Origin of the sequence: Paenibacillus sp. JDR-2, from assembly GCF_000023585.1 — a bacterium.
GTDB lineage: Bacteria > Bacillota > Bacilli > Paenibacillales > Paenibacillaceae > Pristimantibacillus.
In genome coordinates this window covers 3,896,381-3,922,619 of sequence record NC_012914.1, presented here as the reverse complement: position 1 = coordinate 3,922,619, position 26,239 = coordinate 3,896,381, and the positions used below count along the sequence as shown (strand labels likewise).

General features: G+C 49.3%; 28 protein-coding genes and 1 pseudogene. All 29 read left to right on the top strand.

Translation table 11 applies throughout. The features are described 5' to 3' along the window. The first annotated feature begins 4 nt into the window (after positions 1–4). The 29 genes and pseudogenes from PJDR2_RS17355 to proS all read left to right on the top strand — a co-directional run bounded on the left by PJDR2_RS17355 (position 5) and on the right by proS (position 26,200). The gene (locus PJDR2_RS17355; protein WP_015845017.1) at positions 5–367 is read left to right on the top strand and encodes a response regulator; all 363 of its coding nucleotides are present in this window, start codon (positions 5–7) and stop codon (positions 365–367) included. A gap of 33 nt (positions 368–400) precedes the next feature. Then, positions 401–991: a flagellar biosynthetic protein FliO gene (locus PJDR2_RS17350; protein ID WP_015845016.1), complete on the top strand. Its 591-nt coding sequence runs from the start codon at positions 401–403 to the stop codon at positions 989–991. A gap of 37 nt (positions 992–1,028) precedes the next feature. Next, entirely contained in the window at positions 1,029–1,736 is a 708-nt protein-coding gene (gene fliP, locus PJDR2_RS17345) for a flagellar type III secretion system pore protein FliP (protein WP_416202276.1), read from the top strand. A 22-nt stretch (positions 1,737–1,758) separates the two neighbouring features. Continuing rightward, a complete protein-coding gene (fliQ, locus tag PJDR2_RS17340) occupies positions 1,759–2,028 on the top strand; it encodes a flagellar biosynthesis protein FliQ (RefSeq protein WP_015845014.1) in 270 nt (89 codons plus the stop codon). A gap of 16 nt (positions 2,029–2,044) precedes the next feature. Then, positions 2,045–2,839: a flagellar biosynthetic protein FliR gene (fliR, locus tag PJDR2_RS17335; protein WP_015845013.1), complete on the top strand. Its 795-nt coding sequence runs from the start codon at positions 2,045–2,047 to the stop codon at positions 2,837–2,839. Positions 2,840–2,852: 13 nt separating this feature from the next. Then, the gene (gene flhB, locus PJDR2_RS17330; RefSeq protein ID WP_015845012.1) at positions 2,853–3,950 is read left to right on the top strand and encodes a flagellar biosynthesis protein FlhB; all 1,098 of its coding nucleotides are present in this window, start codon (positions 2,853–2,855) and stop codon (positions 3,948–3,950) included. 22 nt (positions 3,951–3,972) lie between these two features. Further along, on the top strand, positions 3,973–6,006 hold the full coding sequence (flhA, locus tag PJDR2_RS17325; RefSeq protein ID WP_015845011.1) for a flagellar biosynthesis protein FlhA: 2,034 nt from the start codon (positions 3,973–3,975) through the stop codon (positions 6,004–6,006). Then, entirely contained in the window at positions 6,003–7,253 is a 1,251-nt protein-coding gene (flhF, locus tag PJDR2_RS17320; RefSeq protein ID WP_015845010.1) for a flagellar biosynthesis protein FlhF, read from the top strand. Before flhA ends, flhF begins: the two co-directional genes overlap by 4 nt. Then, on the top strand, positions 7,246–8,118 hold the full coding sequence (locus tag PJDR2_RS17315; protein WP_015845009.1) for a MinD/ParA family protein: 873 nt from the start codon (positions 7,246–7,248) through the stop codon (positions 8,116–8,118). The genes flhF and PJDR2_RS17315 overlap by 8 nt, the downstream gene beginning before the upstream one ends. 28 nt (positions 8,119–8,146) lie before the next feature. Continuing rightward, positions 8,147–9,475, top strand: a complete 1,329-nt coding sequence (locus PJDR2_RS17310; protein WP_015845008.1) for a protein-glutamate methylesterase/protein-glutamine glutaminase — start codon at positions 8,147–8,149, stop codon at positions 9,473–9,475. 36 nt (positions 9,476–9,511) lie between these two features. After that, a complete protein-coding gene (locus PJDR2_RS17305) occupies positions 9,512–11,581 on the top strand; it encodes a chemotaxis protein CheA (protein WP_015845007.1) in 2,070 nt (689 codons plus the stop codon). A 13-nt stretch (positions 11,582–11,594) separates the two neighbouring features. Further along, positions 11,595–12,056, top strand: a complete 462-nt coding sequence (locus PJDR2_RS17300; protein WP_015845006.1) for a chemotaxis protein CheW — start codon at positions 11,595–11,597, stop codon at positions 12,054–12,056. 35 nt (positions 12,057–12,091) lie between these two features. Beyond that, positions 12,092–12,679, top strand: a pseudogene (locus PJDR2_RS17295) (chemotaxis protein CheC). Beyond that, entirely contained in the window at positions 12,676–13,170 is a 495-nt protein-coding gene (locus tag PJDR2_RS17290) for a chemotaxis protein CheD (protein ID WP_015845005.1), read from the top strand. The pseudogene PJDR2_RS17295 and the gene PJDR2_RS17290 overlap by 4 nt, the downstream one beginning before the upstream one ends. Before the next feature lies 1 nt (position 13,171). Beyond that, positions 13,172–13,603, top strand: coding sequence for a hypothetical protein (locus PJDR2_RS17285; RefSeq protein ID WP_015845004.1), 432 nt, complete (start codon positions 13,172–13,174; stop codon positions 13,601–13,603). A gap of 5 nt (positions 13,604–13,608) precedes the next feature. Beyond that, on the top strand, positions 13,609–14,379 hold the full coding sequence (locus tag PJDR2_RS17280) for a FliA/WhiG family RNA polymerase sigma factor (protein ID WP_015845003.1): 771 nt from the start codon (positions 13,609–13,611) through the stop codon (positions 14,377–14,379). A gap of 15 nt (positions 14,380–14,394) precedes the next feature. After that, positions 14,395–15,798: a DUF342 domain-containing protein gene (locus tag PJDR2_RS17275; RefSeq protein ID WP_015845002.1), complete on the top strand. Its 1,404-nt coding sequence runs from the start codon at positions 14,395–14,397 to the stop codon at positions 15,796–15,798. 14 nt (positions 15,799–15,812) lie between these two features. Beyond that, positions 15,813–16,130 (top strand): hypothetical protein, encoded by a 318-nt coding sequence (locus PJDR2_RS17270; protein ID WP_015845001.1) that lies wholly within the window; start codon positions 15,813–15,815, stop codon positions 16,128–16,130. Positions 16,131–16,157: 27 nt separating this feature from the next. Beyond that, positions 16,158–16,712 (top strand): hypothetical protein, encoded by a 555-nt coding sequence (locus PJDR2_RS17265; RefSeq protein ID WP_015845000.1) that lies wholly within the window; start codon positions 16,158–16,160, stop codon positions 16,710–16,712. Beyond that, a complete protein-coding gene (locus PJDR2_RS17260; protein ID WP_015844999.1) occupies positions 16,705–17,253 on the top strand; it encodes a hypothetical protein in 549 nt (182 codons plus the stop codon). Before PJDR2_RS17265 ends, PJDR2_RS17260 begins: the two co-directional genes overlap by 8 nt. A gap of 187 nt (positions 17,254–17,440) precedes the next feature. Next, positions 17,441–18,139, top strand: coding sequence for a 30S ribosomal protein S2 (gene rpsB, locus PJDR2_RS17255; RefSeq protein ID WP_015844998.1), 699 nt, complete (start codon positions 17,441–17,443; stop codon positions 18,137–18,139). A gap of 104 nt (positions 18,140–18,243) precedes the next feature. Further along, positions 18,244–18,894 (top strand): translation elongation factor Ts, encoded by a 651-nt coding sequence (gene tsf / locus PJDR2_RS17250; protein ID WP_015844997.1) that lies wholly within the window; start codon positions 18,244–18,246, stop codon positions 18,892–18,894. Positions 18,895–18,993: 99 nt separating this feature from the next. Continuing rightward, positions 18,994–19,722, top strand: a complete 729-nt coding sequence (gene pyrH, locus PJDR2_RS17245; RefSeq protein ID WP_015844996.1) for a UMP kinase — start codon at positions 18,994–18,996, stop codon at positions 19,720–19,722. Continuing rightward, a complete protein-coding gene (gene frr, locus PJDR2_RS17240; protein WP_015844995.1) occupies positions 19,722–20,276 on the top strand; it encodes a ribosome recycling factor in 555 nt (184 codons plus the stop codon). Before pyrH ends, frr begins: the two co-directional genes overlap by 1 nt. Before the next feature lie 66 nt (positions 20,277–20,342). Further along, positions 20,343–21,107, top strand: a complete 765-nt coding sequence (locus PJDR2_RS17235) for an isoprenyl transferase (protein WP_015844994.1) — start codon at positions 20,343–20,345, stop codon at positions 21,105–21,107. A gap of 26 nt (positions 21,108–21,133) precedes the next feature. Next, on the top strand, positions 21,134–21,928 hold the full coding sequence (locus PJDR2_RS17230) for a phosphatidate cytidylyltransferase (RefSeq protein WP_015844993.1): 795 nt from the start codon (positions 21,134–21,136) through the stop codon (positions 21,926–21,928). A 324-nt stretch (positions 21,929–22,252) separates the two neighbouring features. After that, positions 22,253–23,392 (top strand): 1-deoxy-D-xylulose-5-phosphate reductoisomerase, encoded by a 1,140-nt coding sequence (locus PJDR2_RS17225; protein WP_015844992.1) that lies wholly within the window; start codon positions 22,253–22,255, stop codon positions 23,390–23,392. A gap of 86 nt (positions 23,393–23,478) precedes the next feature. After that, positions 23,479–24,744: an RIP metalloprotease RseP gene (gene rseP, locus PJDR2_RS17220; RefSeq protein WP_015844991.1), complete on the top strand. Its 1,266-nt coding sequence runs from the start codon at positions 23,479–23,481 to the stop codon at positions 24,742–24,744. Positions 24,745–24,751: 7 nt separating this feature from the next. Next, on the top strand, positions 24,752–26,200 hold the full coding sequence (gene proS / locus PJDR2_RS17215) for a proline--tRNA ligase (protein ID WP_015844990.1): 1,449 nt from the start codon (positions 24,752–24,754) through the stop codon (positions 26,198–26,200). The last annotated feature ends 39 nt before the right edge of the window (positions 26,201–26,239 follow it).

The following is a 26,239-nucleotide window of genomic DNA, read 5'->3' as shown; positions in this document are numbered from 1 at the left end:
AAAGATGGCAAACCGCATTCTAATCGTAGACGACGCAGCATTCATGCGCATGATGATCCGAGACATTCTGACTAAAAACGGCTACGAGGTCGTCGGGGAAGCGCAAGACGGCGCACAGGCGGTAGAGAAGTACAAGGAGCTTAAGCCTGACCTGATTACGATGGACATTACGATGCCGGAGATGGATGGCATTTCCGCACTGAAAGAAATCAAAAAGCTCGACGGCAATGCAAAAGTTATTATGTGTTCCGCGATGGGCCAGCAAGCGATGGTTATCGACGCGATCCAAGCCGGCGCAAAAGACTTTATCGTTAAACCATTCCAAGCTGATCGCGTAATCGAAGCGATTAAGAAAACGCTTGGCTAAGCTATGCTTACATATGTTACGAGATTAACTTCCTTGACTGCGGTTGGCGTTGCTGTACAGCCCGCCTTCGCCGCGGCAGCGGGCAGCGGGAATGACGAGAGTCCAATGGCCGGCAGCTATACGGGCAGCGTGATCTGGGTCATTGTCTCTCTATTTATAGTTATCGGCTTAATTGTGTTACTTATTAAATTTTTGTCTCAGCGTAATCGCATGTGGGGAACTAACCGTGCGGTTCGCTCTCTCGGAGGGGTTGCGCTGGGGCAGAACAACTCGCTTCAGGTTGTTGAGCTGTCAGGACGGTTGTATGTGGTGGGTGTCGGAGAAAATGTGACGCTCCTCGATAAGATTGACGATGAGAAGCAGGTGCAGGCAATTCTTGCTTCACTGGACAGACAATCCCATGCAGCCGGATGGTCAGCAAACACAATCTCTGATTTTCTTAAGAGGTTCCGTAAAGAAGAGTCGCGAACGGGTGAGGACCTGACGGAAGAGCAGTGGAACATGCAGCAATCCTCCTTCCAAAGCTTGCTGAATCAAAACCTCAGTAAGCAGGCTGACCGCAAAGAGCAGCTGGAGTCGCTTCTGAAGGAATCCAAACATGATGGGGATGACAATGAAAAATAAATGGTGGATTTCGATCGTCACCGTAGTGCTGGGGGTTATGCTGCTGCAATCGCATGCGTTTGCGGCCGATCCGCTGCCCAATCTCGATATCAGCATCGGTGATGGAAGCGAAGAGCCGGGAACAAGTGCCTTGTCGCTCCTGCTTCTAATAACGGTATTAAGCATTGCGCCGGCGATTCTGGTACTTATGACAAGCTTTACCCGAATTGTAATCGTACTTGGATTCGTTCGCACATCGCTTGGCACGCAGCAAATGCCGCCAAACCAGGTTCTGATCGGGCTTGCGATGTTCCTGACCTTTTTCATTATGGCTCCAACCTTCTCCCAGGTAAACGAAGTGGCATTGCAGCCTTATCTCAAAGGTGAAATTACGCAGACCGTGGCGTTGGAGAAAGCAGCGGATCCAATGAAAAAGTTCATGATCTCGCATACAAGGGAGAAAGATCTGCTTCTGTTCCTCAATTATACGAAGACGGAGAAGCCGGAGAAATATCAGGATATCCCGATTACCGTTCTGGTGCCTGCCTACGCGATAAGCGAACTGAAGACCGCATTCCAGATGGGCTTTATGATATTCATTCCGTTTCTCGTCATCGATATGATCGTCGCAAGCACGTTAATGGCGATGGGGATGATGATGCTGCCGCCCGTCATGATATCCCTGCCGTTTAAGCTTCTGTTGTTCGTGCTGGTGGACGGATGGTACCTGATCGTCAAATCATTGCTGTTAAGCTTCAACACGTAACTATGACAGGGAGGAACGTTCAATGAGTGCTGATTTCATCATCGGATTGGCCGGACAAGCCATCAGTACTGTATTGAAAGCCAGCGCGCCGATGCTCGTTCTCGCTCTAGTCGTCGGATTAATCATCAGTATTTTTCAAGCGACTACCCAAATTCAAGAGCAGACGTTAGCTTTTGTGCCAAAAATCGTAGCGGTCTTTGTATCCCTGATTATATTCGGACCTTGGATTCTGAATGTAATCGTCGATTTCACTTACAATCTGCTGAACAACTTGTATAAATACATCGGATAGGTTGTGAACGGAAATCATGGATCAGATCGTGGAGTACTTCCCTATTTTTTTGCTTATTTTTTGTCGAATGACATCGTTTTTCGTCGTAGCCCCGCTGTTTAACATGCGTGGAGTTCCAAGCACCTTCAAGATCGGACTTGGCTTTTTTCTCTCGCTTATTGTCTTTATGACCTATGGGTTGAAAGAGCAGACGGTACCGATGGATGCTGAATATATTCTGTACATATTCCGGGAAGTCCTGATTGGACTTCTGATGGGGTATATCGTTTATCTCTTTATGACGGTTGTGCAAACAGCCGGCGCACTGATGGACATGCAGATCGGATTCGCCATGTCAAACGTCATTGATCCGATGACGGGTGTCTCGGCTCCGCTGCTGGGCAACTTCAAATACATGCTGCTTATTATGGTGTTTCTGGCCGTTAACGGGCATCATTATCTGTTAACCGGATTGATGGACAGCTACAAATGGATGCCCTTGTCCAACGAACTGTTTAGCAGGATTTACGATGGCAGCATAACCGATTTCCTGTCACGGGCGGTAGGGAACGCATTCTTGCTGGCCATGCAGGTCGCAGCCCCGCTTGTCATTGCGATGTTTCTGACGGATGTAGGCCTTGGCTTCTTGGCAAAGACAGCTCCTCAATATAACGTGTTTGTTATCGGGATTCCGCTTAAGCTGTTGCTTGGACTTGGATTATTAATCCTGGTGCTTCCCGGTATATCCGCGATATTCGAAAGACTCTTTGCCATCATGTTTGACAACCTGGAGCAATTGTTCGGCATTGTGCAACAAACCGAAAGCAAATAAGGAGGCTGCAACGTTGAGATCTTACTACCTAGAGCTAGACTTGCAGCTGTTTAGTCAGGAAAAAACGGAAAAAGCGACACCTAAGAAAACGCAGGAAGCCCGCAAAAAAGGGCAGATTGCCAAATCCAACGATTTGCCAAGTTCCATGATTTTGCTCTTTACCTTTGCTACCTTTGCGGCTTTAGGCAGTTACTATAAAACGAGAATTATGAGCGTGTTCCAGGAGCTGTTTGATAACTGGCTGACGATGGATGTTACAACTGCCAACATCATGCCGCTGTTTGACAAGCTTGCGGTCGATATGCTGATGTTCTTGGCGCCGATTTTCGCCATCGTAGTAATCGTAGCGATTCTGGGAAACGTTGTGCAGTTCGGATTCCTACTTACGGGTGAATCGCTTAAGCCGAAGTTCTCCAAGCTGAATCCGATTAACGGGTTTAAGCAGATATTCTCTATGCGAACGGTAGTTGAGTTTCTGAAGAGCATATTAAAGCTCTTAATCATCGGCATCCTGGTCTATCGGGCGATTTGGAGCGATTGGGACAAGATTCTTGTTTTATCAAGTTTATCGGTCCAGCAAATCTTCTCCTTTACCGCCGGATTGACGGTCAAGCTGGGGCTAGAGACCGGAGCTGTTCTTGTAATACTGGCTTTCGCCGATTACATGTACCAGCGTTACGAGCATGCCAAAAGTTTGAGAATGTCTAAGCAGGACATCAAAGACGAATACAAAAAGTCGGAGGGCGATCCTCTTATCAAAGGTAAAATCCGTGAAAGGCAGCGCCGGATGGCGATGCAGCGGATGATGCAGGAGGTGCCTAAGGCCGACGTAGTTATTACGAACCCGACCCACTTTGCTATTGCCTTGCAGTATGATGCTTCCAAGATGGAGGCTCCGCTCATTATTGCAAAAGGGATGGATCACTTGGCGCTCCGCATACGTGAAGTTGCCAAGGAACACGGCGTTGTCATGATGGAAAATAAGCCGCTGGCCAGAGCGTTATACGAACGGGCCGATATCGGCGATTCAATACCTGCCGATTTGTTCCAAGCTGTGGCGGAAGTATTGGCGGCTGTCTATAAAATGAAAGGCCGGGTTCGATCATCATAATTGAGAGGGAGGAGACAACATCATGAAAGTGAAAGATATTGCTATCTTAGCTGGGATTATCGGCATCGTACTCATGATGGTCATCCCTATACCAACACTGCTGCTAGATATTTTGCTCATCCTGAACATTTCGATCGCGCTCATGATTCTGCTGATTGCGATGAATACGAAGGAAGCTCTCGATTTCTCTATCTTCCCTGCAATCCTGCTTGTTACGACCTTATTCCGGCTTGCGCTTAACGTCTCGACAACACGCAATATCTTGTCGCACGGCCACGCAGGCGAGGTTGTTCAGACGTTTGGATCCTGGGTAGGCGGAGGGCAAATTGCGATTGGCTTCGTCGTATTTCTCATCCTGGTCGTTGTACAGTTCATCGTTATTACGAAAGGTTCGGAGCGGGTAGCGGAAGTTGCAGCCAGATTTACGCTCGACGCGATGCCCGGCAAGCAAATGAGTATTGATGCCGACCTGAACGCGGGACTGATTAATGAACAGCAGGCGCGTGAGCGCCGCTCGAAAATCGAAAGAGAAGCGGACTTTTACGGCTCCATGGACGGTGCAAGTAAATTCGTCAAAGGCGATGCCATTGCTTCTATCATTATCTTGCTTATTAACCTCATTGGCGGTTTCATTATCGGGATGGCCATTCACGGGGACAGCTTTAGCGATGCTCTGCAAACCTACTCGATTCTTACGATTGGTGACGGTCTGGTCAGCCAGATTCCGGCCTTGCTAATCTCCACGGCAGCAGGCCTTATCGTAACCCGTGCCGCTTCGGACGGAAACTTCGCGCAGGACGTTACAACGCAGCTCCTTAAATACCCGAAGCTGCTCTATATCGTGGCAGGAACTATCACTTTGCTCGGCGTATTTACGCCAATCGGCATTCTGCGTACGGTTCCTTTTGCCGCCTTGCTCCTGTTTGGGGCCTGGAGGATGCAGCAATCCATTGCCAAGCAAATGCATCAGGAAGAGCTTATGGAGGAGGAGCAGCAAATCGAAGAGGTGCGCAGCCCCGAAAGTGTTATCAGCTTGCTGCAGGTTGATCCGATCGAATTCGAATTTGGCTATGGCCTTATTCCGCTGGCGGATACGCAGCAGGGAGGAGATCTGCTTGACCGGATTATTATGATACGCAGGCAATGCGCCCTGGAGCTTGGACTTGTGGTACCGGTCATCCGGATACGCGATAACATTCAGCTGAGGCCCAATGAGTATGTCATCAAGATCAAGGGGAATATCGTTGCACGCGGCGAATTGCTGCTTAACCATTATCTGGCGATGAGCCCAGGCTTTGAAGACGAGTCTGTTATCGGAATCGAAACAACGGAACCGGCGTTTGGACTTCCGGCGCTCTGGATTGATGAAGCAATGAAGGAGAGAGCGGAAATCTCCGGATATACCGTTGTAGATCCACCGTCCGTTGTGGCGACACATTTGACGGAAATTATTAAGCGACATGCGCATGAGCTGATTGGCCGTCAAGAGACTAAGGCTCTTGTAGAGAATGTGAAAGAGTCGTACCCGGCACTTATCGAAGAACTTATTCCTTCTATATTATCTATTGGCGATTTGCAAAAGGTACTGGCTAAGCTTCTGCGCGAAAAAGTGTCGATCCGCGATCTGGTTACGATCTTCGAATCGCTGGCGGATCAAGCCCATTATACGAAGGACCCGGATATTCTTACGGAATATGCCCGACAAGCGTTGTCGAGGCAGATTACGCAGCAGTTCACTTCAACGGGGAATATGCTGCGGGTTATCACCGTAGGTCCAGCGCTTGAGAAGAAAATCGCGGAGTCGGTTCAGCAGACTGACCAGGGTAGTTATATTGCGCTTGATCCTGTTGCAACGCAGCAAATCTATCAGAAGCTCAATGAGCAAGTGTCGCGCCAAATTCAATCCGGCCAACATCCCGTTGTACTGACTTCCCCTACCATTCGCATGTATCTCAGACAAATCGTTGAGCGGACCATGCAGGATGTACCGGTACTGTCGTATAGCGAGCTTGAGCCTAACATTGAAGTTCAAAGCGTAGGGGTGGTGAATTTATGAGAGTAAAACGTTATGTGGTGAATGCCTTGCCGGAAGCGTTGCCGATGATTCGGAGCGAGCTTGGCAAAGATGCGGTCATTCTGAATACAAAGGAAGTCCGGATCGGCGGTTTTATGGGGATGTTCCGGAAGAAAAAGATGGAAGTTATAGCTGCAATTGAGTCTGGGGCAGCCGCACCCGTTGCAGCAACCCAGCCGAAAAAAGCGGCAGCAGAGGTCCAGCGGGTTGTACATGCGATTCAAGAGTCGAAACGACAAGCTGCTACGGCAACGGCGGTTCTGGAACCTCCGCCTCCCACACCTGTGCCGGCCGTTCAGCCGACTCCGCCTGTTGTGGCGGCTTCGCCTCCGTCACAGACGATAAACCGGATAAACGATGATCTGTTAGAAGAGATCCGGTATATCAAGCAATCTCTGAAGCAGCTTTCGATGCAAAAGCCGGAGATTGACCGACCGCTTGCTATTCAATCCTTGTATGGACGTTTGGTCCAACAAGAAGTGGAGCCGGAACTGATCGACCGCTTAATAGACGCTGTTAACGAGAGAATAGCTGGAAACAAGGAAATGCCAACCGGGGCGGAAACCTGGCAGACCGCCCGGGAGCTGTTGTTGGAATGGCTGGATCCGTACAGTCACCAATCCATAAGCGAATCGGCAAGAATCGTTCATTTTGTTGGCCCTACAGGTGTGGGCAAGACGACTACAATCGCAAAGCTGGCAGCCGGACAATCGATCAAGTTCGGGCGGCAGATAGGTTTAATTACATCGGATACTTACAGAATTGCAGCGGTTGATCAGCTGCGAACGTATGCGAATATTCTGAATGTGCCAATGGAGGTTGTGTTCTCGCCGATGGATCTGCCAAAAGCCTTCAAGCAGCTGGAGGACCGTGAACTGATCTATATGGATACGGCGGGACGGAATTTCCGCAATGAGCTTCATGTATCCGAAGTGAACAGTCTCCTGCAGTCCAGCCAGCAGAGCGAGACCGTTTTGGTGCTGAGCTTAACCGGCAAAACCAAAGACATGATGGCGGTCGCGGACAATTTTGTGAAATATGGAGTCCGCAAGGTGCTGTTCACAAAGCTGGATGAAACTTCGGTGTACGGATCGATCTTGAACCTGGCCTTAAAGAATGAATTGCAGCCTGTGTTTGTTGCTAGCGGCCAGACCGTGCCTGATGATATTGCCCCATTTAATGCGGAGCGATATATTGATTCGCTGCTGGGGGCCCCTGCCGATGAATGATCAAGCAGAGGCGCTTCGCAACATGGTGAAGATGAGGATGGGTCAGGAGACTGCCCGTCCTACCCGCATCGTGACGATCACGAGCGGGAAGGGCGGAGTTGGCAAATCCAACTTCAGCCTGAACTTTGCTATTTCGCTGCAACGCTTGGGGAAAAAAGTGCTTGTATTTGACGCGGATATCGGCATGGCCAACATCGATGTTCTGATGGGGGTGAGCTCTTCCTATCACCTCTATCATCTGTTCAAGCAGGATAAAACCATATGGGATATTATCCAAATTGGACCTTCCGGCGTACATTTTATAGCAGGTGGTTCAGGGTTTCAGGATCTTCTTGACTTAACCGCGGAACAGCTGGACTGGTTCTCCGATCAGATCGGCAAGTTACAGGGGGAATATGATTTTATTCTCTTTGATACGGGAGCGGGCCTGTCGAAGGAAACCGTCAAGTTTATCTCGGCGGCGGAAGAAACCTTTGTTGTGACAACGCCGGAGCCAACAGCGATTACAGATGCATATGCTCTGGTAAAGATGGTCAAGTCGATGGGAATCAACGCATCCTTTAAGTTGATTATTAACCGCGCGACAGACCGCAGGGAAGGCATCCAGACTGCGGACAAAATTAATCTTGTAGCAAGAAGATTCCTTCATGCCGAACTTCCTACATTAGGCGTTATCCTGGATGATCCGAATGTCACGAAAGCCGTAAAGCGGCAAACGCCGTTTACCGTTGCTTTTCCCGGAAGCGACGCATCAAAGGGAATTGACGAAATTGCACGCCGATACTTGGAGATGTCCATTCCGGAGCAAACCGCTGCAGCTGGGGTAAGAGGATTCATACATAAGATGTTTAGGTTTAACCGGTAGTTATACATACATAAGAGGGGGGAACAGGATGGCTCCTTATCGCGTGCTGGTCGTGGACGATTCGCCTTTCATGAGAAAAATATTCAGCGATCTAATCGTTCAAGACCCCCAATTTACGATTGTGGCAACCGCTTGTAATGGTCTTGAAGCCATTGAAGCCGTCAAGAAGTGGAAGCCCGATGCTGTAACCCTTGATCTTGAGATGCCCGAGCTTAACGGGCTCGATGCCCTGCAGCGGATCATGATCGAACAGCCGACACCTGTGATCATGTTATCCGGCATCAGCGAAGAGAACACGAGAGAAACCATTAAGGCACTGCAGTTAGGGGCTTTTGACTTTATCCGCAAGCCGATGGGCGCTTTCTCAAATGATATTGTCCGGGTCGGAGAGCTGTTGCTGGAGAAGCTCAGAATTGCGGTCTTGACTAGAAGGTATTCAGCCTCTGTTATGGACACGGATAAGAAGAAAGCTTCCATGAAACGGGACAAGCCCGAGCAGTCACAGCTTGTACAGCCCGTGAAATCGTTGGAAGAAAGGAAAAACCGAAAGCGTGGGCTTCTGCAGCCGGAACAGCAGGCAGAGGCAAGAGATGCATCTGCTCCGGCATTTGAGAAGAAAACCAGAGCATCCGGTGGCTTAAGAAATCCGATAAAGCCATTGACTGATGGCGGCAGACCTTATGAGGCAGCACCGATTATACCGGTTGCGCCAGTCGCAGCGGCACTGGAGGAAAACAGAGAACAGAAGCGGTATAGACAGAAGACAGCATCGGACAGCTTTGATCAATTAATTGCCATCGGAACTTCAACTGGCGGTCCACGCGCTTTGCATGAAGTGATCACTTCGCTTCCGGCCCGGTTGGCCGCGCCCGTATTGGTTGTCCAGCATATGCCTCCCAAGTTTACAAAATCGCTTGCCCAGCGTCTGGACAGCTTTAGTGAGCTTGAGGTTGTGGAGGCTTCACAGGGTGAGCGGTTGAAGGCCGGGGTTGTCTATATCGCCCCCGGCGGTCATCACATGGAACTGGCAAAGGACCAGAGCGGTTATTATGTCCAGCTTACCCAGAAGCCGCCGTGCAACGGACATCGTCCTTCGGTTGATGTTCTGTTCGAATCATTAACCCCATTTGACGAGCTGAAACGTCACGCCGTCATCATGACGGGAATGGGAAGCGACGGAGCCAAAGGGATGAAAGCTCTCGTCGACAGCGGCGCGGAATCGGCGATTGCCGAATCCGAACAGACCTGCGTCGTTTATGGAATGCCGCGCAGCGCAATAGAGACCGGCTGCGTGAAGACGGTACTGCCTCTGCAGCAGATTGCTGCCGAGCTGCAGCATGCGGTATTGAAAGGATAATAGATGATATAAAGTCCTATCAGGAGGTGCGACAAAATGGATATGAACGCCTACTTATCGATGTTTATCGACGAGTCCAATGATCACCTGCAAGCTTTGAACGAGAATTTGCTTCGCCTGGAGAGCGAGCCGGAGGATCTGACGATCGTCCAGTCAATTTTCCGCTCTGCCCACACCCTAAAAGGGATGTCTGCAACGATGGGGTATGAGGATCTTGCCTCGCTGACTCATGAGATGGAAAACGTGCTTGATCTTGTACGAAACAGCAAGCTGAAGATGGATGAATTTATTTTCGACACCTTGTTCAAGGGACTTGATGCGCTCGAGTCCATGGTTCAGGATATCGTAGGCGGCGGAACGGGCAAAGCGGATGTAACCGCGATTGTGGCTTCGTTGCAGTCCATCGTCAAAGGGGACTACAAAACTGCCGGAGCTTCTACGGCTGCATCATCTGCTCCGTCCGGATCCGTGCAGCAAACCGGCGGAATTCTGGATGAATTCCAAACCTCGGTTATCCAGCAATCTATCGATAGCGGACATAACGTTTACTATATCGAAGTAGAAATCCGTGAAGATTGCGTTTTAAAAGGCGTGCGTGCCTATATGGTATTCGACCTGCTGGGCAAAAACGGCGACATCGTAAAATCCGAGCCTTCCGTAACCGATTTGGAGCAGGAGAAATTCGATCGTTCCTTCTCCGTGTTTGCGATCTCGACCTTATCCCAGCAAGAGCTGGAAGCTCAAATTGCAGCAATCTCTGAGATCGAGAAAGTATCTGTAGCGCTGCTGGATCTTGAGTCGCTCGCGATGCTGAATAATGCGGCGGCCAAGGAGCAGGCTCCGGCTGCGGCACCAGCACCAGCCGCAACGCAATCGGAAGCCGCGAAGGAAGAAGCGGGCAAGCAGGTTAGCGCAGCACGCACGCAGGCTGCAGCATCCACTGCGCCTGCAGCCGTATCTAGAACGATCCGCGTTGATATCGATCGTCTGGATGCTCTGATGAACCTATTCAGCGAGCTGCTGATCGACCGCGTTAGGCTGGAGCAGCTTTCCAGCGAAATCCGCCGCAACGATCTGACAGAAACCGTTGAGCATATGACCCGCGTCAGCTCCGATCTGCAAAATATCGTTCTGAAGCTGAGAATGGTTCCGGTAGATTCGGTCTTTAACCGGTTCCCGCGCATGATCCGCGACTTGGCCAAATCACTCGACAAGAAGATTGATCTGGTAATCACGGGTGCGGATACCGAGCTTGACCGCACAGTTATTGACGAGATTGGTGACCCGCTCGTTCACTTGCTCCGCAATTCGGTGGACCATGGCATCGAAACCACCCAGGAACGTATCTCAGCGGGCAAATCGGAGACAGGCACGATTAACCTTCGGGCTTATCACAGCGGCAACCATGTCTTTATCGAGGTTGAGGAAGACGGCCGAGGCATTAACCGCGAGAAGGTTCTCCAAACAGCGATCAAGAACGGCGTTGTTACGGAAGATCAGGCGAAGCAGCTGTCTGACGAAGATATCAACATGTTAATATTTGCTCCCGGCTTCAGTACGGCGGATAAAATTTCGGATATCTCCGGTCGCGGCGTTGGTCTCGATGTCGTTAGATCCAAGATCACTTCGCTTGGCGGCAATGTAACGGTAGATTCCGCACTTGGGCGCGGAACGAAGTTTGCCGTTCAATTGCCTCTGACTCTATCTATTATTTCGGCAATGCTTATTAAGCTAGGTTCGGAGAAATACGCGATTCCGCTTACGTCAATCGTGGAAACGGGTATTGTCCAGAAGGAACAAATCCTGAACGTTCACGGCAACCGGATGATTCACTTCCGTAACGCGGTTATTCCTTTGGTTTCTTTAAGCAAAGTACTCGATTCGCCCGACTTTAACGAGCAAAACGAGACGGAGACCGAAATTGTCGTCATCCGAAAAGGAGATAAATGGGCGGCAATTACCGTTGATGAGTTTATTGGACAAAGCGAGATTGTATTGAAATCGCTAGGCAAATATTTGACCAATATCGAGGCAATATCCGGTGCGACCATTCTTGGCGATGGCCAAGTGGCGCTCATTATTGATCCTAACGCACTTATCAAATAGGGAGGGCTTAACGATGGGAGAAGAATTAAAAGTAATCGTATTTTCGCTGGCACATGAGGAATATGGCATTGAGGTGGATAAAGTCCGTACAATCGAACGTTTATCCCCAATTACGCGCGTCCCGAAAACTCCTTCCTTCATTAAAGGAGTTATTAATCTGCGAGGTATCGTCGTTCCCGTTATTGACCTACGCGGCCGCTTTGGCTTGGAAGAGTCGGCAACAACGGAGAACAGCCGGATCATTGTTGTTGCGGTAAACGAAATGGAAGTTGGCTTTATCGTTGATTCTGCCAATGACGTAGTGGATATCGACACGGATACCATCGATTCGCCGCCGGAGATTGTGGGCGGCATTAAAGCGAAATATTTAAGAGGTATTGCGAAGTTCGGAGATAACCGGCTGCTTATTATGCTGAATCTGTCCGAAGTACTGAACAAAAGCGAGATCATTCAGCTTGAGCAGATAGAGGTGTAGGTGTGGACGCCTTTAACCGGTTCAAAGCATTTGAAATGGATGTTCTGAAGGAAGTAGGCAATATTGGGGCGGGTAATGCGGCAACCGCATTATCCCGCCTTCTGGACAAGCCTGTAGACATGGCGGTTCCGAAGGTCAGCCTGTTGCCTTTTGAAGAAGTAGCAGACCGGGTCGGCGGCTCGGAACAAGTTGTTATTGCCGTATATCTTCGCGTAGAAGGGGAAGCGCCAGGCAATATGTTTTTCATCATCCAAGAGGATGCTGCGAAGCGTCTGTTGGGACAGCTTCTGTCCATGGATTAAGATTCAAAGGGCAGCTACTCGGAGATGGAGATGTCCGCCCTTTGCGAGATCGGCAACATTTTGGCGGGATCCTATTTATCTTCCCTTGCTGACTTCACGAACTTGTCCATGGCGCCTTCCGTTCCTTCCGTTGCTAGAGATATGGCGGGTCCAATCCTAACTTACGGACTGATGCAATACGGCGAGATGGGTGATTCCGCCCTGCTTATTGAAACAACGTTCCTTGAAGACAGAGAAGAGCTGGAGGGACATTTCTTCCTTATTCCGGACCCGGATTCCTTCACTAAAATATTTCAATCCTTGGGAGTACTGACCGAATGATCCAACAAGATGTGATCAAGGTCGGCATGGCAGATTTAAAATGGGCTGCGGGCGGAGCACATCTGAGGACAACAGGACTAGGCTCTTGTGTCGGACTGACGTTATACGATCCTGTTGCACGAATTGCGGGTATGGCGCATGTTATGCTGCCATCTTCAGAAATTGCCAGAGAGTCGACCATGAATATTGCCAAATATGCGGATACGGCAATTCCTGAGCTTATTGGGCAGATGAAAGCAGAAGGCGCCGTTATCGGGCGTCTAGCAGCAAAAATGGCCGGCGGAGCGCAAATGTTTGCCTTCTCGGGCCAATCGGATTCGATGCGGATCGGACCCCGGAATGTTGAATCCTGTTTGGAAATTCTCGCGAACTATTCAATCCCTGTGTTGGGACAGGATACAGGCGGGAATTATGGCCGCACGATCGAAATTGACAGCAGCAGCGGTGTATTAACCATAAGAAGCGTGCAGTTTGGAATAAAGGAGATTTGAAATGGTTGGAAATTGGCGATGGAATGTCGGCTTGGGGATTGTTGGCGCGGTATTAACCTTATTATTTTCGATTGGTAAAAACCCGCTGTCTGTCATGCTGATGCGCAGCATGTATGCTTTCATCGCCTTTGCTGCGATTGCATTTGTATTGCGGTTTGTACTGGCCTTTATCCTTCGTCCGCCAGTGATGCATCAAGCTGAGACAGCCGGAGAAGAAGGAAAAGGAACACAGCTTGATCTCCAAACTCCCGATGAGAGCGAAGACTTAAACCAACTGCTCAAATCACAGATGGACGGCCATAAGGCTCAGGAAGTACAACATCAGGAACAACAAAGTCAGTTTAAGCCGTTAACGCCGCCAAAGCTGGTATCAACGCAGAATAAAGAGCCTGAGGAATTGGCTAAGGCCATTCGTCATCTGAGTGGAGGGTGAGTGACATGATTGCGACTGCGAATTTGGATTTGTGGCGAGCGTGGAAAGAGGAAGGCGATCTTGAAGCTAAGAAACGTCTCATCGAGCAATTCTTGCCTTTGGTCGATTATGTAACGAACCGTATGGCGATTGGATTGCCCAAGAATGTCCTTAAGGATGATCTTGCCAGCAACGGAGTCATGGGACTTATCGATGCGATCGAGAAATTCGATTACTGTCGCGGTTTACAGTTCGAAACCTATGCATCCTGGAGAATCCGGGGATCGATTATCGACGGTCTTCGCCAGGGTGACTGGGTGCCGCGTTCGGTACGCGAGAAGGCGAAGCGTATTGAAGAAGCTTATCAAAGCCTGGAGCAGAAGTACTTGCGTTCCGTTTCTGACGCTGAGATCAGTCAATATTTGAATGTCAGCGAGAAGGAATTTACCACGATGCTTCATGAGATTGCGATTACAACGGTATGCTCGCTTGAAGATCCGATCCGCGAAGAAGAATCGGAGACAAGACTTTCGCTGCTTATTGATGAACGGGCCAAAAATCCTGACCATAAAGCGCATGAGTTTTTCCTGAAAGACTCTCTTATTAGCGGAATTGAGAAATTAACAGAGAAGGAACGCACCGTTATCTCGCTCTTTTATTATGAAGAATTATCGTTAAGCGAGATAGCAGAAGTAATGTCGTTATCCCCATCAAGGATTTCCCAGCTGCATTCGAAAGCAATATTACGGCTGCGCGGAGCATTAGCGAAACATAAAGATCAATTACTGCAGCACTAGAAGGGAGTAGGCAAGGTGGAAGACCATTTATTGGAATCTTACTTGCGTATCCAGATATCAGCTGACAAGCTGTCTGCCTTACTGACCTTTAACCGGATCACCGAGGATTTCGACTGTACTCCCGGTCAATTGGAACGATTTGTACGCAGCAAGGGCGTTGTATATGGGATACGAACAAGTCTGTTAAATGAAATTTGCACCAATACGCTTGCGTATTGCAAAGAGCAAACGTTAATTGCTGTTGGTAATCCGGCTACGCCAGGTAAGGACGGATCTATCCGTTTCGCTTATGACATGCAGGAGCAGACCCAACGTCCTGCAGAGCTGGAAGACGGCAAGGTGGATTTTAAAGAAGTTTCCCGGCTAAAAAACGTAAAGCGCGGTCAGTTAATTGCAGAGCGGGTCGATGCTCTTTTTGGTTCACCCGGCATGATGGTAACGGGCGACGAGATTCCCGCCAAGCAAGGCAAGCAGGCTAGGTTTAAGGTAGGTAAAAACGTTGTTGTAAACGAGAACCAGACGGCCATGTATGCCTTAATTGACGGTCTTATTACGATTACTGACAAAGAGAAAGTAAACGTTTTCCCGGTGTATGAAGTTAACGGAGACGTTGATTATAGAGTCGGCAACATTGATTTTGTCGGAACGGTGGTCATTCGCGGTAATGTTCTCAGCGGATTTCGGGTAAAAGCCTCAGGTGATATCCGCGTAATAGGCGGAGTAGAGGGTGCCGAGCTGGAATCCGAGGGTTCTATTGAAATAACGGGCGGAATCATGGCTGGCAACAAAGGCTACGTTAAAGCTCAAAAAAACGTAAAGAGCTCTTTCATCCAAGACAGCAATGTTATTGCCGGCGAGGATGTATTAGTGTCTCAGAGTATAATGCATTCGCATGTTCGGGCTGGCCGCAATGTTATTTGCCAAGGTTCGAAAGGACTAATTGTAGGCGGTTCCATACAAGCTGTTGAGCAGGTCTCCGCGCGCGTTATCGGCAATACGATGTCAACGGCGACCGCAATTGAAGTTGGCGTGCAGCCAGAGTCCCGTTCCGAGCTGCAGGAGCTGCGTTTAACTCTCCGCAAGCATATGGATGCGATCGACAAGACGGAGAAAGCATTAGCGATTCTTGACCAGCAAGCTGCGATGGATCAGTTAAACGATCAGAAGATGGCCATGCGGATCAAGCTGGGCGCAACCAGACGCCAGACAACCGCCGAGATCGACCGGATCAGAGAGCGTATTCTGGAGATTGAGAGAACGCTTGAGGATACCGATAAAGCAAAGGTAGATGTCAGCCATACGGTGTACGGCGGCATCAAAATTGTGATCGGACGTTATACGCGTTTCATTAAAGATCCGGTTCAGCGTGTTTCTTTCCGATATACGGATGGAGATATCGTACAATTACCTTTCTCGTAGGAAGGAGCTTGTAAATGCCGTTTAAGCCTATTGATTTGCAATGGTCGATCCCGCGTACTCCGGAAGCGGGCGGAATACAAAGCCAGTTGAATCATAAGGCGAATGCAGAGCTATCGCGCTTAGCAGAACTGGCATCCAAGCAAACCGAACAATTGCGGAGCAAGAATACCGGCGTTGAACAGACGGGCGGAACGAATGTTCGCAATAATCGGGACCGTCAGAACGGAAATCCTTATCTCGCCAAACGGAAGCGGAGGCAGGAGGAAACCGGGAATACGGAGGAAAAGGCCGAACATCCCTATAAAGGGCATCACGTGGATATTTCGCTTTAAGAACAGCATTGTTTGTAGAGGGTGTGAATGATGTCAAACTGGACTTATATTGTACTGCTCGGTGCGGTCGTAGCCGTAGCTTCGTTATTTCTGCCAAGAAAGCAGCAACGACAGGAGGCTAAGGATACGCGCAATATGGAGATCGCCCTTGAGCAATTTATGGAGAATTCGGAGCAGGACCATCAACAACTGGTGAAGCTTGTTTCGGCATTGCGGGAAGAGGGAAAACAGCAGACGGAAGCAAGCAAACATCGGTTGGCAGAACTCGAGAGTAAATGTCTGCTGCTTGAGCAGCAGCTTGCTTTTCTTCAGCAGCAGCGTCAAAACGATCTGTTGATGGCTGCGCAAACGATGCCAGTCTCCGGAATGGCAAAAGCCGCTCTTGCGGCGGAAGAGCCGTTAATCATTGAATCGGAGCCCCAATCGCCCGCATCGGGCATTCAGCTGCGTTATCCTGATTTATTTGATTTATATAATCAAGGCAAGTCTATCGAAGCCATTGCAAAAAAGCTGAGCATGAACAAAGGCGAAGTTCAGCTTATCTTACAGCTGGCCAAGCAGGAGGAGAAGGCTTATGTTTAAGAACCGCTCCTTTATAGCAGGATTAGGTGTCGGCATTATTGCCGGCGCTATTTTGCTGCAGCTGATGCAGATAGGGGATGAAAGCCAGCAGAAGCTTTCGAACGGATTCGAAGATGGGGAGCCCAAGCTGTACACGCAGGCGGAGCTGGACGAGAAGCTTGCGGAGGAGCGGGATAAAGCGAGCCAGAATACGGTGGAAACAGCCAAGCCGGCAGCGGAGAAGCCGGAGGAGTCACCTTTTGTTAAAGCCTCGGAACCGCCGGCTGATAGCGGTAAGAACGATGATAAGAAAGCCGAAGAAGCGGTTAAAAAACGGCAGGTTCGCATTACAGGCGGAATGAACTTAACGGACACCACTGAGCTGCTGGCTGAACAGAAACTGATCTCGGACAAGGACGCTTTTATCAAAGCCATGAAGGATAAGCCTGTCCGTGCCGGTTATTTCATTTTTGAAGGGAATCCGACGGTAGCAGACATCATTCGTATTCTGACAAGCCAACCGCTTACCAAATCGGAATTCGAGCAGCAAATGAAGGGGTAAGGACAAACTGCAAAATTTCGACAATCATCTGTTGCACCGACTAGGCAGATATGTTATAGTAATTGACGGTGTTAAAAACACACGCCTATTAATTCCGATAATGGTGCTTCCGGTCGCCGGAAGTTTTAGCGGAAGATGCGATGGGCGGAGGTAATCACTAAAAACCATAACAGGAGGTGTGTTGAATATGGCGGTTATTTCCATGAAACAGCTTCTCGAAGCTGGGGTACACTTCGGTCACCAAACTCGTCGTTGGAACCCTAAGATGGATCGTTATATCTTCACAGAAAGAAACGGAATTTACATTATCGACCTGCAAAAAACAGTTAAGAAAGTCGAAGAGGCTTACAACTTCGTACGTTCTGTCGCTGCTGAGGGCGGCACTATGCTGTTCGTAGGTACGAAAAAACAAGCTCAAGACTCGGTTAAAGAAGAAGCTGAACGTTGCGGCAACTTCTACATCAACCAACGTTGGTTGGGTGGTACGCTGACTAACTTCCAAACGATCCAAAAACGTATTGACCGTCTGCGTCAACTCGAAAAATGGTCGGAAGACGGTACTTTCGAAGTACTGCCTAAAAAAGAAGTTATCATTCTTAACAAAGAAAAAGACCGTCTGGAAAAATTCCTCGGCGGCATCAAAGGCATGAAAGGCCTGCCTAGCGCGCTGTTCATCATCGATCCTCGCAAAGAGCGTATCGCTGTTGCTGAAGCACGCAAACTCGGTATCCCAATCGTAGGTATCGTTGATACTAACTGCGATCCGGACGAAATCGATTATGTAATTCCAGGCAATGACGACGCGATTCGCGCAGTTAAATTGCTGACGTCCAAAATGGCTGACGCTATCGTGGAAGCTAACCAAGGCGAGCAAACAACTGCTTAATCCGATATAATTGCTACAACAAAGGGTGGTCAGAAGGTGAAAGCCTCTCACCGCCCTTTTTTTGAACGTAAAAACTAAAAATGGAATTTCCAGGAGGGCTAATCATGGCGGTATCCGCAAGCGCAGTAAAAGAACTTCGTGAAAGAACTGGAGCAGGTATGCTCGATTGCAAGAAAGCATTGGACGAAACAAACGGCGACATCACAAAAGCGATTGAATTGCTTCGTGAAAAAGGTCTGTCCGCGGCTGCTAACAAAGCTGGCCGTGTTGCAACTGAAGGCGTAGTTGAATCGTATATCCATGCAGGCGGCCGTATCGGCGTTCTGGTTGAAATCAACTGCGAGACTGACTTCGTAGCTAAAACAGATCAATTCCGTACTTTCGCTCGTGACATCGCAATGCACATTGCTGCAGCGAACCCTAAGTTCGTAAAACGCGAAGAAGTTCCGGCTGAGGAAATCGAAAAAGAGCGCGAGATCTTGAAAGCTCAAGCTCTGAACGAAGGCAAACCGGAAAAAATCGTTGAGAAAATGGTTGACGGCCGTATCTCGAAATACTATGAAGAATATTGCTTGATGGAGCAATCCTTCGTTAAAGATCCGGACAAAACAATCTCGGCTCTTCTGAACGAGAAAATCAGCGCTATCGGTGAGAACATCTCGATCCGTCGCTTCGTTCGTTACGAACTGGGCGAAGGCTTGGAGAAAAAAGTGGATAACTTCGTTGAAGAAGTTATGGCTCAAGCAAAACTGTAAACCGAACGCACAGGCGGGGCGGGGCGTTCGCCCCGCTCTTTTTTTTCTAAATAATAGGATGTTACCTCGCCCGCGAGGTACAAGATGGAGGTAGGGACGATGGGACAGCCTGTTTTCAAAAGAATTGTTCTGAAAGTAAGCGGTGAATCTTTGTCGGGAGATCAAGGCTACGGCATTGAAGCTTCGGTCATTTCGGAAATCGCTGATCAAGTTAAAGAAGTAGTTGCACTCGGTGTTGAAGTCGCTATCGTTGTAGGCGGCGGCAACATCTGGCGTGGAATTGCAGGTACGGCTAAAGGCATCGACCGTGCGACAGCAGACTATATGGGCATGCTGGCAACCGTAATGAACTCTCTGGCCTTGCAAGATGCGTTGGAGCAAATTGAAGTGCCTACTCGGGTTCAAACTTCGATCGCTATGCAACAAATCGCGGAGCCTTACATAAGACGCCGCGCTATCCGTCACCTGGAAAAAGGCCGCGTTGTTATTTTCGCAGCCGGTACAGGCAACCCGTTCTTCTCGACCGATACAACTGCGGCACTTCGCGCTGCTGAGATTGAAGCGGAAGTTATCCTGATGGCTAAGAACAAAGTAGACGGCGTTTATTCCGCCGACCCGTTCAAGGACGCTACAGCAGAGAAATACGAAGAATTGACTTACATGGAAGTACTGAACAAGAACCTTGGTGTTATGGATTCAACGGCATCGTCGCTTTGCATGGATAACAATATTCCGCTCGTCGTGTTCGCGATCACCGAAAAAGGGAATATTAAGAAAGTCGTGCTTGGCGAGAAGATTGGTACTATTGTGAGAGGAAGTGCGAAATAATGCCGCAAGCAATTAAGAAAAGTGCAGAAGAGCGTATGGAGAAAGCAATCGGTGCTTTGAAACGTGATCTGGCTACACTTCGTGCTGGACGGGCAACGCCTGCTTTGCTCGACCGTGTTCAAGTTGAATATTACGGGGCGCCTACGCCCGTTGCGCAATTAGCGAATATTAATGTTCCGGATTCCCGCACGCTGTTTATCCAGCCATGGGATAAATCGTCGATCGCTGCGATCGAAAAAGCGATTATGAAATCCGATCTTGGCCTGACTCCATCCAACGATGGTTCGGCTATCCGCATCACTTTGCCGCCGCTTACTGAAGAACGCCGTTCAGAGCTTGTTAAAACAACGAAGAAGTTTGGCGAAGAAGCGAAAGTTGCAATCCGCAACATCCGTCGCGATGCAAATGACGATATTAAAAAGCTTGAGAAAACGACGATTTCCGAAGACGAATCCCGTCGTCATCAAGAAGACATTCAAAAAGCAACTGACCGTTTCATCGCTGAAGTTGATAAAGTACTGGTAGCTAAAGAGAAAGAGATTATGGAAGTATAATTGCGCCTACAGCCCCTCCGTCAGGTGGGGTTTGGTTTTTTTGAATTCCGGGTGGGAGGAACAAACATGATCAGTCGACTTTGGGCTAAACTCGGCAAATCGTCCTCGAATGCGGCTGAACCGTTGGCAGCTGACAATGTCCCGAAGCATATCGCCATTATTATGGACGGCAACGGACGTTGGGCGAAGAAACGTGGACTTCCGCGGATCGCCGGTCATCATACTGGTATGAAAACGGTGAAGCGCATCGTAATGGAGGCAGATCGTCTTGGTGTCAAATATTTGACATTGTACGCTTTTTCCACGGAAAACTGGAAGCGGCCCAAAGACGAAGTTGAGTTCCTGATGAAGCTTCCCCAGCAATTTTTGGAAATTGAGCTGGCAGAGCTCATTGAAAAAAACGTTCAAGTTCGCATGATGGGGCATAAGGAAAATCTGCCGTCGTTTACGCTCAGCGCTGTTGAGGAAGCTATTACGAAAACGGCTAATAATACTGGACTCGTACTCAATTTTGCTCTTAATTATGGCGGTCGCAGGGAAATGCTTGAAGCGATCAAAGAAATTGCTGCCGATGTACAGGACGGACGTTTATCGACCGAGCAGATTGACGAGCAGCTGCTCTCCAGCCGATTGTTGAGCGGAGACATTCCTGATCCCGATCTCTTGATCCGTACGAGCGGCGAACTCAGGCTGAGTAACTTCATGCTGTGGCAGTTAGCTTATAGCGAGATGTGGTTTACAAACGTTTATTGGCCGGAGTTTTCCGAAGCTCATCTGCAGGAAGCCATTCAAGAATATCAGCGACGTGCCCGGCGATACGGCGGTTTATAGCATCGATAACGGAGAGTGACCATCACTTGAAACAGAGAATCATTTGGGGACTGCTTGCCGGCGCAGCATTTGTTGCATTGCTATTAGCCGGCGGATGGTTTTATGCAGCTGCTCTAGTCTTGCTTGCTTTGCTTGGATTTAATGAATATACGAAGATGAACGGGCACTCGTGGAATGAACCGGCGTCCCTGCTTGGTTATGCAGGCGTGCTTATGTTCGTTTTGCCATGGAAGCTCATGGACGTAGATTCACCTTCGGCGATTACCGTGTTATGGGTGTTGGCTTTCTTGCTGCTGTCGGTAACGGTATTCACCAAAAATAAAATAACTATCGACGGCGCCTCGCTTATGTTGTTAGGCGCTTTATATGTAGGTTACGGCTTCAGCTCGATGAATGCTGTTCGTGATCTTGGTCACCATGGCATCTTCTGGTCGTTTCTTATTATTACTTGCAACGTTGCGTCCGATGCAGGTGCGTATTTTGTCGGGCGGTCGTTGGGTAAGCATAAGCTGTGGCCTTCTATAAGCCCTAACAAGACAATTGAAGGTGCTGTCGGCGGTGTTGTCCTTGCGGTAATTGCAGCGCTTATTTTCGCGGTCTGCGCTCCTCATGTTATAGACATTGGGACATCTTTGCTGATCGGTCTTATCGTAGCGGTAGCCGGTCAATTAGGCGACCTTATCCAATCGGCTTACAAACGCGTCCGCAACATCAAGGATTCCGGTTCTATTCTGCCGGGCCACGGTGGTGTTCTCGACCGTTTCGACAGTTGGATTATCGTGTTCCCTTTGTTGATTCTGACCGATTTGATACCTACATAAACAGAGAGAGTGGAGTTATCCACTCGTGGACAACTCTTAACATGGAGCTTTCGACATGTTAATAATGCTTTCCCGTGCTCTCCATCTTTTTTCTTTGGCATTCCGACTTGGAAGGAGTGCCAGTCATATTTTGCTCTTAGGAGTGAGAGGAGCGAAAGTGTCGTGGTGGAGAAACGTAGTGTTCGCCTTTGTCCAGGAATTTCAACCGCTAAGCGGATTGAGATCAAGAAATTCATGGACAACAGCGATCGAAGCCATGACACTTTCGCGCAGCGAATGCTTTTCCAGAGCAAAGAAGCATCAAACGAGTTCCAGGAGGAATCCATGAAAAAAATCACCATATTAGGCTCCACCGGCTCTATCGGCACCCAGACGCTTGACGTCATAGCCAATGATCCGGACCGCTATCAGGTTGTCGGCTTATCGGCAGGCAATAACCTTCAGCTGCTGATCGAGCAGGCTAAGCAATTCCGGCCTTCTGTGGTTTGCCTCGCTAATAAGGAGTTGGCTGAGCAAGCAAAGCCTGAATTGCCTTCGGGCACGCAGGTCCTGTATGGCGAGGAGGGTCTTGTAGAAATCGCGGCGAATAATGATGCCGACGTTGTTGTAACAGCGATTGTTGGCAGCCGTGGACTTCCTGCAACTCTTGCCGCTATTGAGGCTGGCAAGACGATTGCGCTGGCGAACAAAGAAACCCTCGTGACGGCCGGTCATATCGTAATGGAGCGTGCCAGACAAAAAGGCGTCTCGATTATACCGGTGGACAGCGAGCATTCGGCGATTTTCCAATGCTTGAACGGGGAAGATCCTAAAGCTTTGCAGCAGCTTACCCTGACGGCATCGGGCGGATCGTTCCGCGACCGTACTCGTGAACAGTTGGAAGGCGTATCGGTAGCTGAAGCGTTAAACCATCCGAACTGGTCCATGGGAGCCAAGATTACGATCGATTCCGCTACCATGGTGAACAAAGGGCTGGAGGTCATCGAAGCTAGATGGCTGTTTGATGTGACCTACGATCAGATTAAGGTCTTGATCCATCCGGAAAGCATCATCCATTCGTTTGTGGAATTCAGCGACAACAGCGTAATTGCTCAGTTGGGCATGCCGGATATGCGGGTTCCTATCCAGTACGCGCTGACTTATCCGAATCGCCTTCCAACCCCGACTGGCCGGCTCGATCTAGCGGCAATCGGAAAATTGCATTTCCGCGAGATGGATTTCGCCAGATACCCATGTCTCAAGCTTGCCTTTGACTGCGGCCGTGCCGGTGATTCGGCTCCAACCGTGTTTAATGCAGCTAACGAGGTTGCTGTAGCCCGTTTCCTGAACGGGGAGATTGATTTCTTGGGCATTGAGCGAGTGCTGGAGCGCGTTCTCGAGCGCCACTCGGTAACAGCAGTAAATGATTTGCAGGCTATTGCAGAAATTGATGCTTGGGCTCGTAAAGAGGCCGCAATCATCTAGCTTTTGCTGTAACCTGCGGTTCTCTTGTATCGTACGGGAGAATAATGATAATCTATGTACAGGCCGTTACGAACAGGAGGCTCGCTATGGAGATGATTCGGGTCATATTTATGACCGTGCTCGTATTTTTTGTTATTGTCACCATCCATGAATGGGGACACTATTTTTTCGCGAAACGCGCCGGGATATTGGTTCGGGAATTCGCTATCGGCTTTGGGCCGAAGCTATTCTCGATCAAACGAGGTGAAACTCGCTTTACGCTGAGACTTGTGCCCGCAGGCGGCTTCGTCCGCATGGCAGGTGAGGATCCGGAGATTGTAGAGGTTACTGTCGGCCAAACAATAGCCGTTCGGGTGAAGAATAACCAGGTTACCCGAATTTATCTCGATCGCCTGGATGAGCGGAGCGGTGTTATTCGCGGGGAAGTGACTGGTATTGATCTGGAGAAGGATTTGTTCATCGCCCTTGACGTTGAAGGGGAGAACGACCGTTTCTCCGTACATCCTACCGCACTTCTCATTTCGAGAGGGAAAGAAACGCAGATCGCTCCGATTGACCGTCAATTCGGAAGCAAGTCGGTTGGCGCACGCGCCATGTCGATTTTTGCCGGCCCTCTCATGAACTTTGTGCTTGCGTTTGTTTTGTTCATGGTATACATACAACTTGCCGGAACGCCGCAAGGCTTGCTGGTTGATGAGGTAACCAAAGGAATGCCGGCCGAGCATGCACAACTTCAAAAAGGTGATTTGATCGATACCGTAAACGGCGTCAAGATCGGCACCGATTATGACAAAATGATTGATATTATCGGTGCTTCCGCAGGCAAATCGATTCAACTGAATGTTATCCGCAATGGGGCGCTTGAACCGATTAAGCTGACTCCGGTAGCGGATGATCAAGGCGTTGGCAAGGTTGGCCTTAGAGCGGCCTATCAGTTCCGCAGCGCAACTGTGGGCGAGACCGTTACAGGTGCAGCGAAGCTGATGAAGACAATGACGGTCAGCATTTTTGAAGGCTTCAAGAAAATCATCATTGGAGACTTTAAGCTGGATGACCTGGGCGGACCTGTCCGTACAGCAGAAATGACTAGTGAAATTGCCCGCAAAGGGATCACGGATTTGACGTCATGGACGGCTTTGTTAAGCCTATATCTAGGTATATTCAACTTGCTGCCGATTCCCGCACTTGATGGCAGCAGGCTTATCTTCCTCGGACTCGAGGCAGTTCGCGGGCGTCCGGTTAATCCGAACCGGGAAAGCATGGTCCACTTCATCGGTTTTGCCTTAATTATGCTGCTGATGCTTGTGGTGACTTACAATGATATTTTGCGATTGGTACGAGGGGAGCCATAAGTCGGTTATGTCCAAGGATAAACAGTTTGTTACCGAAATTACGCCACAAGGCGAAGATTTTTCTAGATGGTATATCGATGTTATTAAAAAAGCGGAGCTCATGGACTATTCGCCGGTACGCGGCTGTATTGTTTTCCGTCCGGAAGGCTATGAGCTTTGGGAAAATATTCAACGCGACCTAGACCGCCGTTTCAAGGAAACCGGCCACCGCAACGCTTACTTCCCGCTCTTTATTCCGGAGAGCTTCTTCCAAAAAGAGAAGGAGCATGTCGAGGGCTTTAATCCGGAGCTGCCTTGGGTAACGGAAGCAGCAGGCGAGAAGCTGGAAGAGCGCCTTGCTATTCGTCCGACATCGGAAACGATGTTTGGCCATATGTATGCGAAATGGATACAATCGTACCGTGATCTGCCACTCCTTATTAATCAATGGGCGAACGTTGTGCGCTGGGAAAAGCGTACTTTGCCGTTCCTTCGCACTAGCGAATTCCTGTGGCAGGAAGGCCATACGGCTCACGAGACCGAAGATGAAGCTCGCGAAGAAACGATGAGAATGTTGACTGTCTACCGTGAATTCGTGGAAGAGTTCCTTGCCATTCCGGTAATTGAAGGGGAGAAGACTCCTTCCGAGCGATTTGCCGGTGCGGTTAACACGTATTCCATCGAAGCGATGATGAAGGACGGCAAAGCGGTGCAAGCCGGTACGTCTCATTATCTGGGCACAAAATTTGCCGTTGCGTTTGACATCAAATATTTGGACCGAGAGAATACCCTTCAATTCGCGCATACCACATCTTGGGGCGTGAGTACGCGGCTGATTGGTGCTATGATTATGGTTCATGGAGACGACCGCGGTCTGGCATTGCCTCCGAAGGTTGCGCCAACACAAGTGATTATGATCCCAATTGGTCCGGCTAAAACCCGTGATCAAGTGGTTGGCCGAGTTGACGAGCTTTATGCAGAACTGAAAAAAGCCGGCGTCCGCGTTAAAGTTGATGACCGTTCCGACGTAAGTCCGGGCTGGAAGTTCAACGAATACGAGATGCGCGGTGTTCCGCTTCGTCTTGAGCTTGGTCCTCGTGATATGGAAAATGGGCAAGTTGTTCTTGCGTCGCGCGTAAGCGGAGAGAAACGAATCGTCCGCCAGGATAACCTGCTTGCGGAAGTGGAAACGATGCTTGCCGATATTCAACGCGACATGTATGAGAAAGCAAAGCAATTCCGTGAAGATAATTTCTACGATGTAGAAACGCTTGACGAGATGAAAGCTTCGATGGAAGAGAAACGTGGATTCGTTTTGGCTGGCTGGTGTGGTTCCGCCGCTTGCGAGAAGCAAGTGAAGGAAGAGACTGGCGCAACAAGCCGCAACATTCCATTCGAACCGGAGAAGAAGAAAAGCAAATGTCTCGTATGCGGTGATCATGCGGAGCACACGGTCGTATTTGCACGTGCCTACTAATAGCATCGATCGGATTGGATCGTACAGGAGTGATTGATT

Bases quoted from the DNA above. Each gene is read 5' to 3' on its own strand.
- PJDR2_RS17355 (WP_015845017.1), top strand. From the start codon at position 5: ATGGCAAACCGCATTCTAATCGTAGACGACGCAGCATTCATGCGCATG.
- fliP (WP_416202276.1), top strand. From the start codon at position 1,029: ATGCTGCTGCAATCGCATGCGTTTGCGGCCGATCCGCTGCCCAATCTC.
- fliQ (WP_015845014.1), top strand. From the start codon at position 1,759: ATGAGTGCTGATTTCATCATCGGATTGGCCGGACAAGCCATCAGTACT.
- fliR (WP_015845013.1), top strand. From the start codon at position 2,045: ATGGATCAGATCGTGGAGTACTTCCCTATTTTTTTGCTTATTTTTTGT.
- flhA (WP_015845011.1), top strand. From the start codon at position 3,973: ATGAAAGTGAAAGATATTGCTATCTTAGCTGGGATTATCGGCATCGTA.
- flhF (WP_015845010.1), top strand. From the start codon at position 6,003: ATGAGAGTAAAACGTTATGTGGTGAATGCCTTGCCGGAAGCGTTGCCG.
- PJDR2_RS17315 (WP_015845009.1), top strand. From the start codon at position 7,246: ATGAATGATCAAGCAGAGGCGCTTCGCAACATGGTGAAGATGAGGATG.
- PJDR2_RS17310 (WP_015845008.1), top strand. From the start codon at position 8,147: ATGGCTCCTTATCGCGTGCTGGTCGTGGACGATTCGCCTTTCATGAGA.
- PJDR2_RS17305 (WP_015845007.1), top strand. From the start codon at position 9,512: ATGGATATGAACGCCTACTTATCGATGTTTATCGACGAGTCCAATGAT.
- PJDR2_RS17300 (WP_015845006.1), top strand. From the start codon at position 11,595: ATGGGAGAAGAATTAAAAGTAATCGTATTTTCGCTGGCACATGAGGAA.
- PJDR2_RS17290 (WP_015845005.1), top strand. From the start codon at position 12,676: ATGATCCAACAAGATGTGATCAAGGTCGGCATGGCAGATTTAAAATGG.
- PJDR2_RS17285 (WP_015845004.1), top strand. From the start codon at position 13,172: ATGGTTGGAAATTGGCGATGGAATGTCGGCTTGGGGATTGTTGGCGCG.
- PJDR2_RS17280 (WP_015845003.1), top strand. From the start codon at position 13,609: ATGATTGCGACTGCGAATTTGGATTTGTGGCGAGCGTGGAAAGAGGAA.
- PJDR2_RS17270 (WP_015845001.1), top strand. From the start codon at position 15,813: ATGCCGTTTAAGCCTATTGATTTGCAATGGTCGATCCCGCGTACTCCG.
- PJDR2_RS17265 (WP_015845000.1), top strand. From the start codon at position 16,158: ATGATGTCAAACTGGACTTATATTGTACTGCTCGGTGCGGTCGTAGCC.
- PJDR2_RS17260 (WP_015844999.1), top strand. From the start codon at position 16,705: ATGTTTAAGAACCGCTCCTTTATAGCAGGATTAGGTGTCGGCATTATT.
- rpsB (WP_015844998.1), top strand. From the start codon at position 17,441: ATGGCGGTTATTTCCATGAAACAGCTTCTCGAAGCTGGGGTACACTTC.
- tsf (WP_015844997.1), top strand. From the start codon at position 18,244: ATGGCGGTATCCGCAAGCGCAGTAAAAGAACTTCGTGAAAGAACTGGA.
- pyrH (WP_015844996.1), top strand. From the start codon at position 18,994: ATGGGACAGCCTGTTTTCAAAAGAATTGTTCTGAAAGTAAGCGGTGAA.
- frr (WP_015844995.1), top strand. From the start codon at position 19,722: ATGCCGCAAGCAATTAAGAAAAGTGCAGAAGAGCGTATGGAGAAAGCA.
- PJDR2_RS17235 (WP_015844994.1), top strand. From the start codon at position 20,343: ATGATCAGTCGACTTTGGGCTAAACTCGGCAAATCGTCCTCGAATGCG.
- PJDR2_RS17225 (WP_015844992.1), top strand. From the start codon at position 22,253: ATGAAAAAAATCACCATATTAGGCTCCACCGGCTCTATCGGCACCCAG.
- rseP (WP_015844991.1), top strand. From the start codon at position 23,479: ATGGAGATGATTCGGGTCATATTTATGACCGTGCTCGTATTTTTTGTT.
- proS (WP_015844990.1), top strand. From the start codon at position 24,752: ATGTCCAAGGATAAACAGTTTGTTACCGAAATTACGCCACAAGGCGAA.